Origin of the sequence: Thermoflexibacter ruber (genome assembly GCF_900113045.1) — a bacterium.
Classification (GTDB): domain Bacteria; phylum Bacteroidota; class Bacteroidia; order Cytophagales; family Thermoflexibacteraceae; genus Thermoflexibacter; species Thermoflexibacter ruber.
Genome location: NZ_FONY01000064.1, coordinates 1 through 13,507, shown reverse-complemented (window position 1 = coordinate 13,507; position 13,507 = coordinate 1). Strand labels below are relative to the sequence as shown.

Here is a 13,507-nt window from a genome sequence, read left to right as displayed (position 1 = left end):
TCCTTTTTTCCTATAAAACTCCATGCTTCATCAATTTGAACTCTTTGATAATACTTTTTTTGAGGTTTGATTTGTACTTGTTTTCCCCATTTTAAAATCAATCTCAAGACAGCATTTATACTGACTAAGAGCACATTACAAATATCTCTCACACCACTACCACGTAAAAGCATAGGCTTCATCAACTCTTTTATCTCAGGATTACAAGCATTATAAAAATATTCATCTTGAAACTGTTTATCACAAGATTTACATTTGTAATTTTGCTGTCCATTGGACTTTTTACCATTTTTTACTACTGTCGCACTATGGCAATCAGGGCAGTTTAGCTTTTGGATTACTTTAGACATAATCACAAAATTAAATCCTCTTTGCCTATTTTCAACTTATTATACAATTAGAAGCACCACCAAATTTTGTTGTATTAAAACAAAAACAATCTTACAAATTTTCAAAATGAAAGTACTGGTTTTCTTAATTTTATTTTTGTATAAAAGTTAAAATCTCTATTTATTGCGTATAAAAGCAGATTAATCTTTTACATTTATAACTTATTATTTTTCACATTAAATAATTTTGCGACTAAAATAACTATCTATTCATTAAGTCATTGAAGGTTTATACAAACCTATGTACAACTTGACCTTATTGACTCACACCTTACTATTTTCCTCTTTCAAAGTCGATAAACCTATCAATATTTCTCGCAACAACTTCTGTAAACTGGCTATGTCATCAGGTAATTTCATATCACTCAGCTAAAACTTTTTTCTATTTTGAAAGCATCAAACTAGTTATAAATAAGCATTTTTTACATGAAAACAAAAATTTTTATCATAAAAAAACTAAAATCTTTTGAATTAAACCGATAAATGTATAATATTTGTGTTATTATTACATAAGTAATTTTAAAATTACCTCATATTACAATTTCACTTATCCCTTATTTTATACTATCAAGCATAGCGATAGTAACACTTTGACTATCAGTTTTTTTATGAGGTTTAAATCAGTATCACTTTATTGAATTTTTTGCTTATGAGTATTGTTGAGAAATTAATAGATTTATCATAAATACTAATATTCTCTTACCTAAACGTTGAATGTATTTTTACATCAGCTTATGTTTTTAAAAGTTGATTATTGAGTTTCAAGAGATTAAATTACAAAAACGATGAAACGTATATATCTATTTATTTTTATACTCTACTTTTTTACATTTGCTAATCAAGTATTTGCTCAAGATGGTTTGCCATATTACGTAGATGGGGAAAATCTGCGTAGGGCTGGGCAGTATGAAAAGGCAATTGCTGAATTTAACAAAGCTATTCAGCGCGAACCTACTAATTATAGGTACATTTACTCTAAGGCAGTATCTGAGTTCCAAACTCGTAAGATAGATGCAGCACTTAACTCTGTCAATAATGTCATTCGCCTCAAAGATGACTTTGTCGCCGCCCATCTTTTAGCTGCTAAGATTTATCAGAGCAAGGGCGAATATGACCGTGCTGTTTACTACTACGACCAAGCCTTTAAGTATGAAACAGATGTAGATAAAAAAGTAGGGTATAAGTTTACCGTCATGCGAAAGCTGATAAATGACGGCGACTACAAAGGGGCTTATGAAAGGATTAAAGAGGCAAAAGAAATTGCTCCACAAAATAAAGATGTACTGTTCTTCTACGCTAAACTTAGTAATATTTTAGGATTTTATGAAGAGGCAAAAAAGAGTATTTTGGAGTTAGAAAATCATTTGAAAAGCTTAAAGCCTGAAGATAATGCTAAGTACTATTACGAATTAGGTTATGCTTATTACAAATTAGAGGAGTACGAAAAATCAAGGGAAGCATGGCTAAAAGCAGATGTACCTCCTTACAGAGAGAAAATCAGTAAGTTTAGTGCCAAGTATTTCTGTAGCGTAGCTTTAGCTTACTACAAATTCTATGAAAATGAATTGAGTAAGCAGTATGTCGACCAAGCCGTAAAAATTCAAAAGGATTTTCCTATGGCTCACGTATTGTTGGCTCAGCTTTCAAAACGTAACTCTAACCACGCCAATACGATAGCACACTATGAAGCAGCGTTAAAAAATGAAAAAGATGTCCTTCGAAAGCTCGGTATCTATGACAAAATAGCAGATTTGTACTTAGAGTCCAATAATTTTGAAGGTTGTCTTAAAGCCATTTCTGAAGCTCTCAAAATCAGGGCAGACGACCCGCAGGCTCTGCTGACTAAGGCAAATGTACTATACAAAATGGAAAACTACAAAGAAGCTGTTGATGTGATTCAGACCGTATTAAAACAGAGAATTGACGAGGCAACAAGGGCAGACTTTATGTTTCTTATGGGTTTGTGTGGGAAAAAAATGGGAGATAAGCGAATGGCAAAAGAGGGTTTTGTAGCCGCTATGAAAAGTTCGCTTAGAGATGCCTCAGAAGTAGAACTCAAAGAAATGAAAGAATTGGCAGAATTAGAAAAACAAGAGGGAAATGATTAGCCAAGAGTTTCTCCATCAAGCTAACTATTATATAGGTCTTAATCTTCCGCGAGTAGTTAGTTGTGTAAATATGCTCAGCGAGGAAGAGGTTTGGCATAAACCTAACGCTAATTCTAATAGTATAGGCAATCTTATATTGCATCTTTGCGGTAATATGACGCAGTACATTCTCTCTGGTTTGGGGGGAAAGCCTGACGAAAGGCAAAGAGAGGCAGAGTTTAGTGCAAGTGGAGGTTTGAATAAAGAGGAACTATTAGCCAGAATTACTGAAGTAGTAATACAAGTCCAACAAGTAATTAGTCAAATCGATGAAGCGACTTTACTAAAAAAAAGAATTGTTCAAGGTTTTGAAATGACAGGAGTTGGCATTATTATTCATGTAGTAGAGCATTTTTCTTACCACACAGGGCAAATAGCTTTCTGGACAAAACTCCTTACTAATGAAGATTTGGGCTTTTACAAAGGCATGAATCTCAATGCAAAGAATGAGGTTTAATTTGGGTTTTATAAAATATTTCTATCAGACCTGTTTGATTTGAGCTTTCAAACAGACAGGTCTGTTTTTTTATACACTAATCTGGTTTTACTGAACCTAAAAAGTTAGCTCTTGCTCTTATTTTCTTGGGTTCTCCGCGATACCGAATACTACCAATACCAGAAGTTTCTGCTATCAGACGTTCAGTAGCATAGACCTGTGCCTTGCCTACTCCACTCATGAATACTTCAGCATTCTCTGCCTTGAGTTTAAAGCCTCTAAAAGCCCCTGTGCCGCTCATATCTACCTCTAAATCTTTTGTTTTTCCCATTATCTCCAAATTTCCCACGCCTGAGAGCCTTACATCAAGGTTTTGCACCTCTACTTCCAACTCTATATTACCCGCACCGCTCATTTCTATCCTGAGTTTTTCTCCTTGTATGGGCGATTCACCAATGATATTTCCTGCTACGCTTGCATATATGTCTTTGAGATTCGTGTAAGTAACGTAAATGATGCTTCTTTCTTCATCTCTAAAATGACGGCGGGTAGTTTCTATGCGTAAAGTCGTACCAGAAACACGTGTAATGATTTCATCTAAGCTAAGGCGTTTTGACTCTACTCGGAGCGAAGGTTTATCTCCTTTTTTGAGGTAAATATCAAAATAACCACTGGCATCTATGCGGTCAAATTCCTCTATGTTTCTGTCTTCTACACCCTGAGCGAGTACTGAATGGATACTAAAGATATAAAAAACAAAAAGTAAAATCTTTATTTTCATTGTGGATAAGATGTGTTTAAGTTAAAAGTTTAAGTTTAAATCAAAGATACAGGCAGAGAGATAAAGGTTGCTTTGAAGGGAAGAAAAATTCTGGAAACGAATCTGAAAAATCGTTGTTACAATAAATTTAAGGCAAAACATACAAACATAGTTTTCAATTTTTATTAGTTTTGAAACGATTTTTTTACTTAATAAAAGAAAAACATATACAGCAAAATGTTGGCGTATTTTGCCGGCAATTCGCTATAACAAATTAGGTTTCTTAGAAGCAAAATAATAAAAAACTGCCCATGCCTTCAAAGATAGACGTAAAAAGCATAGACATAGACAATCCGATTTTTCAGTTTGCTTTTCAACTTATAGAGCAAACAAACTATTGTATTTTTCTTACAGGGAGTGCGGGAACGGGTAAATCTACTTTTTTGCGTTATATCAGGGAAAATATCAAAAAGAACTTTGTTACACTCGCCCCCACAGGCATTGCTGCTATCAATGTAGAAGGAGTTACTATTCATTCCTTTTTTAACTTACCTCGCCGTCCCTTACTTCCTGACGATGAGGATATTAAGATTTTTCATAAAGGTGCAGATAAGCGAAAAATTATTCAAAAAATGGACACGCTTATCATAGATGAAATTTCTATGGTACGAGCTGATGTATTGGACGGGATAGATACTTCTTTGCGGCGAAACGGAGGCGACCCTCAACTGCCTTTTGGTGGAAAACAAGTCATTTTTATTGGGGATATTTTCCAATTAGAACCTGTGGTACAGCGACAGACAGGAGAGTATGATTTTTTGGAGCAGGTGTACGGTAGCCCTTTCTTTTTCTCTGCTTATTGCTTGAAAACTTTAGCGCAGATGGGAACGCCTTTGATTAGCTTAGAAATGAAAAAAATTTATCGTCAAAAGCATGAAAACTTTATTGCCCTCTTGGAAAAAGTAAGAAAAAATGAAGTCCAACAGTCAGACATAGACCAGCTCAACCAACGCTATCTTGCGTCCAATCAAATAAAAAATACCCACTTTGCAATTACACTTTCCACAAGAAATTTTATTGTGGATAGTATTAATACTCAGAAAATCAATCAGTTAGCAGGTAAAGAATACATTTATGAAGGTACAATAGAAGGAGAGTTTGATGAGAAATTTTTACCTACCGACCTACACCTCAAACTCAAAAAAGGGGCGCAGGTAATGTTTGTAAGGAATGATATGTATGGGCGTTGGGCTAATGGGACTATTGCGAGGGTTCATAGCTTGGAAGAAACTTCAATTAAAGTAGAAATGGATAAGGGCGAAATCTATGATGTTGAGCCTGTTACATGGGAAAACATTACCTATTTTTATAATGAGCAGAAACGCAGGGTAGAGCAGGAAGTCATTGGAGTCTATACGCAGTTTCCCCTCAAACTTGCTTGGGCAATCACTATTCACAAAGCTCAGGGACTAACTTTTGACCGCGTCTTGATAGACATGGGCAGTGGAGCATTTGCCAGTGGGCAGTTATATGTAGCTCTGAGTCGTTGTCGTACCTTAGAAGGCATTATACTCAAACAAAAAATTCGCCTTTCTGATGCAAAGTTAGATCATAGAATTAAAGCCTTTGCTCAGACTTTTAACGATAAGAAGTTGATTCGGAGCTTAGCAAATTTTTCTTATACCAAAAGTTAATCGTAAAAAATGAAATCAGACTTTAAGTAGCTAATGTTTACCTACTAAAAAGTCTGATTATTCATAAAAAAAAAATAGCTACACTTCAAACTTAATCCCCTGTGCCAAAGGTAAGGCTGTTCCGTAGTTGATAGTATTAGTTTGGCGGCGCATATATATTTTCCAAGCATCAGAGCCAGATTCTCTGCCCCCACCTGTTTCTTTTTCTCCACCAAAAGCCCCTCCAATCTCTGCCCCAGATGTACCTATGTTCACATTGGCAATACCACAATCCGAACCCCAATGAGAGAGGAATCTTTCTGTTTCAAGAAGATTGGTAGAAAAAATAGCAGAAGAAAGTCCTTGTTTTACAGCATTTTGAATATCTATGGCATTTTGTACCTCTCCACTATATTTGATGAGGTAAAGAATAGGCGCAAAAGTTTCTTCTTGCACGGTTTCGTAGTGGTTTTCTGCCTCTACAATCGCAGGAGTTACATAAGTGCCTGATTCATAGCCTTCCCCACTCAACACTTGTCCACCTATGAGTAGTTTTCCTCCTTCTTCCTGTACTTTTTTAAGTGCATGAGTAAAGCTACTTACTGCTTCCTTGTCTATGAGAGGTCCTACTAATACTCCTTCTTTAAGCGGATTGCCGATGGGTAGTTTTTGGTAAATGCTGATAAGTCTTTCTTTGATAGCATCATATATTTTTTCATGGACTATAAGCCTACGAGTAGTCGTACAACGCTGTCCGCAAGTGCCTACTGCCCCAAAAACAGTAGCACGAATTGCCATTTCTATATTGGCATTTTCCGTAACGATGATGGCATTATTGCCTCCTAATTCCAATAATGCCCTGCCAAGTCTTGCTCCTACGGCTTGCCCTACTTGCTTACCCATACGCGTCGAGCCTGTGGCAGATACCAAAGGAACTCTGTTATCATTTGCCATGAACTTCCCTATTTCTGCATCGCCTATCAGAAGGTTAAAAATTCCTTCGGGTAAGTTATTCTCCCTCAGCACCTCTGCGACAATATGCTGACAAGCTACCGCACACAAGGGCGTTTTCTCCGAAGGTTTCCATACGATTACATCTCCACAAACTGCCGCTAACATCGCATTCCAAGACCAAACCGCCACAGGAAAGTTAAAAGCAGAAATCACACCTACAATGCCAAGTGGGTGGTACTGCTCGTACATACGGTGTTCTGCTCGCTCAGAGTGCATGGTCAAGCCGTACAACTGACGAGAAAGCCCTACAGCAAAGTCGCATATATCTATCATTTCTTGGACTTCGCCCAGTCCTTCTTGGTAAATTTTCCCCATTTCGTAGCTAACTAACTTACCCAGAGGAGCTTTGTAAAGGCGTAATCTATCTCCAATTTGTCGTATAATTTCTCCACGCTTAGGAGCAGGAACTTTTCTCCATATTTTAAAGGCTTTTTCTGCTTGGGTAATTACTTCCTCATAATCATTTTTATCTGCTATACAAACAGAGGCAATCAGCCTACCGTCAGTAGGTGAAAAAATATCTTTGGTTACTTTTGAAGTGGGCTTCCCCCAAACTAAGCCCGTGCTATACGCTGCATTGAGTTCTTTAATATTCAGTTTATCAAGCACTTCTTTAATTTCCTTCGTTGTTGTCATGGTTTGTGTGTTCATCTGAAAAAATTTTTTGCAAAAGTAAAAATAAACTATGCTTTTTTTGCTTTGTTAATGCTTTTTCCTGTATAGATTCTTTCAGTAAGTACATCTTTGCCTATCTTTGTAAACAATTTCTTAACATTAGGGATATTATAGTTGCACAAAACTTCCTTAACAATCCAGAAAAGTAATGATAGATACAATAAAAAATTTAGCTAAGCAATACTCCAGCGAAATCATAGCTAATAGACGGCACTTACATACTTATCCTGAACTTTCCTTTCAGGAGTTCAAAACTTCCCAATTTGTTGCTAATCAACTCAAAAGTTTTGGCATTACTCCACAGCCTATCGCCAATACGGGTTTGGTAGCGCTCATAGAAGGCAAAAATTCACAGAAAAAAACTGTAGCACTAAGAGCAGATATGGACGCTTTGCCCATTACAGAAGCCAATGAAGTTCCTTATAAATCTCAAAATCAAGGTGTCATGCACGCTTGCGGACATGATGCACATACGGCTTCCTTATTAGGCACTGCCAAGATTCTTAGCGAACTTAAAGAGCATTTTGAAGGAACAGTCAAACTCATTTTCCAGCCTGCGGAGGAGAAAGCACCAGGAGGCGCATCTATCATGATTAAAGAAGGTGTGTTACAAAATCCAAGTCCACAAAGCATTATCGGCCAGCACGTTGCACCGCTTATTCCTGTAGGGAAAATTGGTTTTCGCGAAGGAATGTATATGGCAAGTACAGATGAACTTTTTATTACCGTCAGAGGTAAAGGAGGTCATGCTGCTATGCCTGAGATGCTCATAGACCCTATTTTAATCGCTTCGCATATCGTAGTTGCCCTTCAGCAAGTTATTAGCCGAAACTTTACGCCTAAAATTCCTGCCGTACTCTCCATTGGGAAAATCATAGGGAACGGAGCTACTAACGTGATTCCCAATGAGGTAACTATGGAAGGAACTTTCCGAACCATGAATGAGGAGTGGAGAGAAATCGCCTTGCAAAGAATGAAGAATTTAGTAGAAGGTATAGCCGAGAGCATGGGAGGGAGTTGCGAATTTACTATTTTGAAAGGCTACCCCTACTTGGTCAATGAACCCCAACTCACTCAAAACCTACGCAAAGCGGCTACGGAATTTGTGGGGAAAGAAAATATAGTAGATTTGGATTTGTGGATGGCAGGGGAAGATTTTGCTTTTTATTCGCAACAAATAGACGCTTGCTTTTACCGCTTAGGTACGCGAAATGAGGCAAAAGGCATCACTTCTGGCGTGCATACCCCGACCTTTGACATAGACGAATCAGCCTTAGAAATTGGGGCAGGGCTGATGGCTTGGTTGGCAATCAAGGAATTAGGAAATTGAGAAATAACAAAATACATTTATGAAATAGTTGCTAATAAGGCATGAACGATATGGCAAATAAAGCCTCACGTTTTTTATACTATATTCATATTTTTGATTAGCAAAACACTATCTTAATTTGTTTCCAAAGAAAAATTCTCCTAATTTTACCCTATCCTCAAACTACTAAACTCAAAACAAGATGAAAACTGAAAAATCCCGTCGCCAATTTATCAAAAAAATCAGCGCAGTAACAAGTGCAAGTGTATTGGCTTCTAATTACTTATTTTCTTGCAATAGCGATAAGTCAGGTGCAAATACAGAAAATAAAGACAGCACCACAGTAGTTTCTACGGAAGTACCTTTGAGAAAAGCAAAAATTTCTTGGGGTTGCTCTATCATCACATGGGGTAACGAAACGGTCAAAGGAGTCCAAGAAATAGCTTCCTTAGGCTACAAGGGAATCCAACTTAGGTCAAATTTGGTCAAAGAATACGGCGAAAAAGTAAGCGAACTCAAAGCCCTACTTGCGCAGCATCAGTTAGTAGTGCCTGTTTTTTCAAGTGGGGGGGTAAGTATAGAGAAAGCCAAAGAAAAAGAAACGATAGAAATGCACGTGAATAATGCTAAGTTTCTCAGCCAAATAGGAGGGAAATACCTCCAACTTACTACCGAAGGCAGACCCAAAGACCGTATGCCGACAGCCGAAGAACTGCAAAGGCTGGCAATGTTAATGAACGAAATAGGCAAACGCACCAACGAGTTTGGTATCATGCCCATTTATCACAATCACATGGACCAATTAGGAGAAACTCCAGAAGAAGTGGACATTATCGTAGAAAACTGTAATCCTGAATATGTAAATTTCCTTTTAGATGTTGCTCACTATTTTCAAGGAGGAGGCGACCCTGCCAAAGCTGTCATTTACCATAAAGAAAAACTCAAAGCCCTGCATATCAAAGATGTAGCTGATTTGCAAGGAGATGAAAAACGCACTTACCAATTTGTCGAGTTAGGAGAAGGAAAAATGAACCTGCCTGATATTTTCAATGCCTTAGAAGAAATACAGTTTGAAGGATGGTGCATAGATGAGTTGGACAGCATTCCCAAAGGCTCGACGCGTTCTGCTTTGGAGTGCCATCAGATTTCAAAAAAATACATTGAGGAGAAATTAAAGTATAAGTTGTAAAGAAAAACTAAAAAGTTGTAAAGAAAACTAAAAATACGCATCGCTTGAACAGATTAAAAGACAAAGTAGCCGTCGTTACAGGGGGAGCTTACGGCATAGGTTTAGCTACTGTAAAACTATTTTTGCAAGAAGGAGCGGAAGTAGTCATGGTAGATTATAGCCAAACAGGTTTGGACAAGGCAAAACAAGAAATTCAATCTCCTCATATCAGCTATTTTTTAGCTGATGTCAGCAATGCTCAACAGGTACAAGATTTTGTAAATCATACTGTTACTACTTTTGGAAAAATAGATATTGTTTTTTGCAATGCGGGGGTAGGGGGGCATCATCACTTTTTTTGGGAATACCCTGACGAAGATTTCGAGCAGGTCATCAATGTCAATCTCAAAGGAGTTTTCTACACCATGAAATATGCTACCCCGCATCTCATCAAAAATGGTGGAGGTAGCATTATTATTACTTCTTCGGTAGCGGGACTGTTAGGTATGCCCAAAGGGATAGCTTATTCAGCGACCAAACACGCTTGTATAGGTTTGTCTAAAACTGCCGCTTTGGAGTTGGCAAAATCGGGTATTAGAGTCAACACCATCCACCCCGCTTGGATAGAAACCGAAATGGTCAGCAACTTAGAAAAAATATTAAGCCCTGATGCTCCCCAAGAAGCCCGCACTAAGTTGGAGAAATCTGTTCCCATGAAACGCTATGGCAAGCCAGAGGAAGTGGCGCAACTGGTCTTGTTCTTAGCAAGTGATGAGAGCAGATTTATCACAGGAAGCGAGCATAAAATAGACGGAGGAATAGTCGCAAGTTGATTCCTTTACCAAGTTCTGTCTTTTAAAAACTCTTTGATTTGCTCCTTAGGTACGGGGAGTTTGTCTATATGGTCGTTAAGCCACTTAGAAAAGTCCCTTTCTATTTCATCTGTCCACTTGGAGTCTATTTGTCCGGGAGTATATTTCTGCTCTCTGAGCCTTAGATGCCCAAACATATCTCTCAAACGTACAATCTCAGAAGTTTTTACTACTTTCTCGGCTAAGTGAGGCGGAATAAATATTACTCCTCCATCTCTGCCCAGTACTACATCGCCGGGCATAACCATTACCTTACCTATGCGCGTAGGACGGTTGATACCTACCAAAGTCGTATTCAATGCTCCATCGGGATTGTTAAGGTGATGCGAAGGGTGGTAGCTTCGAAAGAAAGAGGTAAATCCCCCAATTTCTTTCAATCCGCTGATGTCCCGAATTGCTCCGTCATAGACGATGCCGTTGCCCGTTTTGGCATAAATAGAGTTACCCAAGTTGTCGCCGATAGTGGGACCATCTTCATACGCACCAAATTGGTCGACTACATACACATCGCCTTTGACTAACAAATCTATCGTCCAAGCATTCTGTCCCCTGATCCTACCCTCGCTTTCTCCCTTTTTTTGAATAACTCTATGCACATCAGGTCTTCCGGGCATAAAAATCGCTGTTACGGCTCTTCCCACCAGTACGCTATCAGGATTAATGCACTGCCAACCACCTTCGTACTGAAACTTGTAGTTTTCATTGCGAAGTACTGCCCAAGCCTCCTCTAAGGTTACTAATTTCATACGTTTTAACAAGGCATCTGGGACTTTGGGACGTCCGTCGGGAAATCTCTCCCCTTTCCACTCAGGGGTAAGAGCAATAAGTTCCTCTTTGCTTAATTGGACTTGTTGCCCTCGTAAGAGCAAAGGCAAGCAAAGGAAAAATAAAATTGTAAAAACAATACTTTTCATTTTCATGTTTTTATGAGAGTTTTAGAAAGAAAATTAATCTGTTAGCTATTTACTTTTTACAAAAATAAAACAAGAAATTAACATATTTGTACTATGTAAATGTCAAACATATTTATTATTTTTACTTAGTTAAGTTGGTTTTCTGTATTCCAACTTATTTACATTTCTATTATTTTGTATCTTATCTTTTGTATATGAAATCCAACAAGTGGCTATTGCTCATAATGCTCATCTTATCATTCTCGTTTTGCTTTCGCCTACAAGCCCAAGACGATTTAGAAGCGATACTAAGCAATGCAGAAAAAGAACAACCCAAAAAGAAAGAATATACTTCTGCGGCTTTTAAATCTACAAGGCTCATCAATTTGCACAATACAGAACGATTAGCCAAAGGTGCTTTGGAATATCGTATTTGTCATAGATTTGGAAGGCTTAATACTGGGGCGTATCAGTTTTGGGGTTTAGACCAAGCCGAAATTCGCATGGGCTTTGAATATGGAGTTTCTGATTGGGTGCATATTGGTATAGGACGAAGTTCTTATCAAAAAACCTACGATGCTTTCACTAAAATCGCTATCCTTCGCCAGTCTAATGTTCTGCCTATCAGTCTTGTATATATGGGTAGTATTGCCGTTAATACTATCAAAGACGTAAGCCCAGACTTTAATGGGAGGCTCTCGTATGTAAACCAACTTATCATTGGGAGTAAGGTCAATTCAAGAGTTTCTTTGGTTTTTGTACCTACTTTGGTGCATAGAAACTTAGTAACAGAAGTCAATGACGCTGTTAGCACTGTGGCTTTAGGAGTAGGGGGAAGATTTAAACTTTCTAAACGACTTACTTTCAATACCGAATATATTTGGAGAGTACCTCCTCAGCAGAAATCACTTGCTTTTGATAATTACAAAGATGCTTTTTCTATTGGCTTAGATATAGAAACAGGTGGGCATGTATTTCAACTCACTTTGAGCAATTCGCGAGGCATGTTTGACAAAGCCTATTTGGTAGAAACTACAGGTGCTTGGGGAGCAGGAGATATACACTTTGGCTTTAACCTTATACGCAACTTTACCGTTATTAAAAAGAAGGAATAAAAGAAGCCTTTTATGAAAAATATTTTACTAATTATACCATTATTAATATTTCATTTGTCCGTAAGCCAAGCCCAAGACAGATATTTATTGGAAAATTCCTTTGTGAGGTTTTTCTCAGATGGTATCGTAGAGGATATAGAAGCGACTAATAAAGATGCCAAAGGAATTATTGATTTCAGTAAAAATGAATTCCTCATCAAAATCCCTATCAAGTCTTTTAAGTTTGCCTCTGCCCTCATGCAAGAGCATTTCAATGAAAACTATATGGAAAGTGATAAATTTCCAGAGGGAACTTTCAAAGGTAAAATAGAAGGCTCTTACGAATTAGGCAAAAATGGGATTTACCAAGTAAATACAATAGGAGATTTGACCATACATGGAGTTACTAAACCTCGCAATATTCCCGCTTTTATTTATGTGAAAGATGGGAAAATTGCTTTGGAGAGCAAGTTCATGATTAGAGTAGCGGAACACAAAATAAAGATTCCAAGTATAGTCATACGTAATATTGCAGAAGAAGTAGAAGTTACTATCAAATCAGATTTGAAAAAATACGATAAGCAATAAAAAGTAATTTAAAATCTGTATCTTTGTATTACAGAAATTTTACTAACACGTTTTATTTTTCATGTTCAAGGTATTATTATTTTTAGGCATTTTTGCTTACATTATTTATCGTTTTGGACGCAAAATCTACCATATAGCCCGTATAATTGCTGGCGTAGGAGATGCGATTGCTCAAAAACAACAAAAGCAAAACTCCTCTGCTCCATATTTTCACGATAAAGAAAATAATATTAATATTCATTATACGCAAAAAAAAGGAAAGAGAGATTTTAGCGAAGGGGAATATGTCGATTATGAAGAAGTAAAGTAAAAAAGAGGCTGTTTCAAAAATTAGACAGCCTCTTTTTTTACAATCCAATGTTACTGTTTCAATATCCGTATTACTTTATAAATCTTTTCCGTCTGCACTTCTAAGAAATACACTCCTTCCGAAAGTTTAGGTACAGAGATTTCCTGTTTACCACTGATGCCTACCCATTCCTCTTTTTC

Annotated in this window: 13 protein-coding genes; 9 read left to right on the top strand and 4 right to left on the bottom strand. The window is 37.4% G+C overall.

From position 1 onward, the window contains the following. Nucleotides 1–350: IS1 family transposase (locus BM141_RS20930; RefSeq protein WP_143091047.1), on the bottom strand; the 350-nt coding region annotated here is incomplete at its 3' end. Between the two features lie 824 nt (nt 351–1,174). Between BM141_RS20930 and BM141_RS20925 the strand changes: the two genes are divergently transcribed. Both BM141_RS20925 and BM141_RS20920 read left to right on the top strand, forming a co-directional pair. Then, nucleotides 1,175–2,497 (top strand): tetratricopeptide repeat protein, encoded by a 1,323-nt coding sequence (locus tag BM141_RS20925; RefSeq protein ID WP_091549409.1) that lies wholly within the window; start codon nt 1,175–1,177, stop codon nt 2,495–2,497. Beyond that, the gene (locus BM141_RS20920; protein ID WP_091549408.1) at nt 2,490–2,993 is read left to right on the top strand and encodes a DinB family protein; all 504 of its coding nucleotides are present in this window, start codon (nt 2,490–2,492) and stop codon (nt 2,991–2,993) included. The genes BM141_RS20925 and BM141_RS20920 overlap by 8 nt, the downstream gene beginning before the upstream one ends. A gap of 76 nt (nt 2,994–3,069) precedes the next feature. On the opposite strand, the gene BM141_RS20915 is transcribed toward BM141_RS20920, so the two are convergent. After that, on the bottom strand, nt 3,070–3,753 hold the full coding sequence (locus BM141_RS20915; RefSeq protein WP_091549407.1) for a head GIN domain-containing protein: 684 nt from the start codon (nt 3,751–3,753) through the stop codon (nt 3,070–3,072). 290 nt (nt 3,754–4,043) lie between these two features. Here BM141_RS20915 and BM141_RS20910 point away from each other — a divergent pair, with 290 nt between their 5' ends. Then, a complete protein-coding gene (locus BM141_RS20910) occupies nt 4,044–5,426 on the top strand; it encodes an ATP-dependent DNA helicase (protein ID WP_091549406.1) in 1,383 nt (460 codons plus the stop codon). Between the two features lie 78 nt (nt 5,427–5,504). Here BM141_RS20910 and amaB read toward each other — a convergent pair whose 3' ends face one another. Continuing rightward, nucleotides 5,505–7,070 carry an L-piperidine-6-carboxylate dehydrogenase gene (amaB, locus tag BM141_RS20905; protein WP_091549405.1) on the bottom strand — a complete coding sequence of 522 codons (1,566 nt, stop codon included), beginning with the start codon at nt 7,068–7,070 and terminating at the stop codon, nt 5,505–5,507. A gap of 172 nt (nt 7,071–7,242) precedes the next feature. Here amaB and BM141_RS20900 point away from each other — a divergent pair, with 172 nt between their 5' ends. The 3 genes from BM141_RS20900 (at nt 7,243) to BM141_RS20890 (ending at nt 10,404) form a co-directional block, all read left to right on the top strand. Continuing rightward, the gene (locus BM141_RS20900; RefSeq protein WP_091549404.1) at nt 7,243–8,424 is read left to right on the top strand and encodes a M20 metallopeptidase family protein; all 1,182 of its coding nucleotides are present in this window, start codon (nt 7,243–7,245) and stop codon (nt 8,422–8,424) included. Nucleotides 8,425–8,605: 181 nt separating this feature from the next. Next, nucleotides 8,606–9,592 carry a sugar phosphate isomerase/epimerase family protein gene (locus BM141_RS20895; RefSeq protein WP_091549403.1) on the top strand — a complete coding sequence of 329 codons (987 nt, stop codon included), beginning with the start codon at nt 8,606–8,608 and terminating at the stop codon, nt 9,590–9,592. Nucleotides 9,593–9,636: 44 nt separating this feature from the next. After that, nucleotides 9,637–10,404 (top strand): SDR family NAD(P)-dependent oxidoreductase, encoded by a 768-nt coding sequence (locus BM141_RS20890; protein WP_091549402.1) that lies wholly within the window; start codon nt 9,637–9,639, stop codon nt 10,402–10,404. A gap of 5 nt (nt 10,405–10,409) precedes the next feature. Here the strand turns inward: BM141_RS20890 and BM141_RS20885 are convergent, their stop codons facing one another. Next, complete coding sequence (locus BM141_RS20885; protein WP_449441466.1) at nt 10,410–11,363, bottom strand: RraA family protein; 954 nt, start codon at nt 11,361–11,363, stop codon at nt 10,410–10,412. 188 nt (nt 11,364–11,551) lie between these two features. Between BM141_RS20885 and BM141_RS20880 the strand changes: the two genes are divergently transcribed. The 3 genes from BM141_RS20880 to BM141_RS20870 all read left to right on the top strand — a co-directional run bounded on the left by BM141_RS20880 (nt 11,552) and on the right by BM141_RS20870 (nt 13,328). Continuing rightward, nucleotides 11,552–12,451, top strand: a complete 900-nt coding sequence (locus BM141_RS20880; protein WP_091549401.1) for a DUF5777 family beta-barrel protein — start codon at nt 11,552–11,554, stop codon at nt 12,449–12,451. 12 nt (nt 12,452–12,463) lie between these two features. Beyond that, nucleotides 12,464–13,018: a YceI family protein gene (locus BM141_RS20875; RefSeq protein ID WP_091549400.1), complete on the top strand. Its 555-nt coding sequence runs from the start codon at nt 12,464–12,466 to the stop codon at nt 13,016–13,018. A gap of 61 nt (nt 13,019–13,079) precedes the next feature. After that, nucleotides 13,080–13,328, top strand: coding sequence for a hypothetical protein (locus BM141_RS20870; protein ID WP_091549399.1), 249 nt, complete (start codon nt 13,080–13,082; stop codon nt 13,326–13,328). Nucleotides 13,329–13,507 lie beyond the last annotated feature (179 nt).

What these genes read in the sequence shown, in the direction of transcription:
- BM141_RS20925 (WP_091549409.1), top strand. Translation starts at nt 1,175, where the DNA reads ATGAAACGTATATATCTATTTATTTTTATACTCTACTTTTTTACATTT.
- BM141_RS20920 (WP_091549408.1), top strand. Translation starts at nt 2,490, where the DNA reads ATGATTAGCCAAGAGTTTCTCCATCAAGCTAACTATTATATAGGTCTT.
- BM141_RS20915 (WP_091549407.1), bottom strand. Translation starts at nt 3,753, where the DNA reads ATGAAAATAAAGATTTTACTTTTTGTTTTTTATATCTTTAGTATCCAT.
- BM141_RS20910 (WP_091549406.1), top strand. Translation starts at nt 4,044, where the DNA reads ATGCCTTCAAAGATAGACGTAAAAAGCATAGACATAGACAATCCGATT.
- amaB (WP_091549405.1), bottom strand. Translation starts at nt 7,070, where the DNA reads ATGAACACACAAACCATGACAACAACGAAGGAAATTAAAGAAGTGCTT.
- BM141_RS20900 (WP_091549404.1), top strand. Translation starts at nt 7,243, where the DNA reads ATGATAGATACAATAAAAAATTTAGCTAAGCAATACTCCAGCGAAATC.
- BM141_RS20895 (WP_091549403.1), top strand. Translation starts at nt 8,606, where the DNA reads ATGAAAACTGAAAAATCCCGTCGCCAATTTATCAAAAAAATCAGCGCA.
- BM141_RS20885 (WP_449441466.1), bottom strand. Translation starts at nt 11,363, where the DNA reads ATGAAAATGAAAAGTATTGTTTTTACAATTTTATTTTTCCTTTGCTTG.
- BM141_RS20880 (WP_091549401.1), top strand. Translation starts at nt 11,552, where the DNA reads ATGAAATCCAACAAGTGGCTATTGCTCATAATGCTCATCTTATCATTC.
- BM141_RS20875 (WP_091549400.1), top strand. Translation starts at nt 12,464, where the DNA reads ATGAAAAATATTTTACTAATTATACCATTATTAATATTTCATTTGTCC.
- BM141_RS20870 (WP_091549399.1), top strand. Translation starts at nt 13,080, where the DNA reads ATGTTCAAGGTATTATTATTTTTAGGCATTTTTGCTTACATTATTTAT.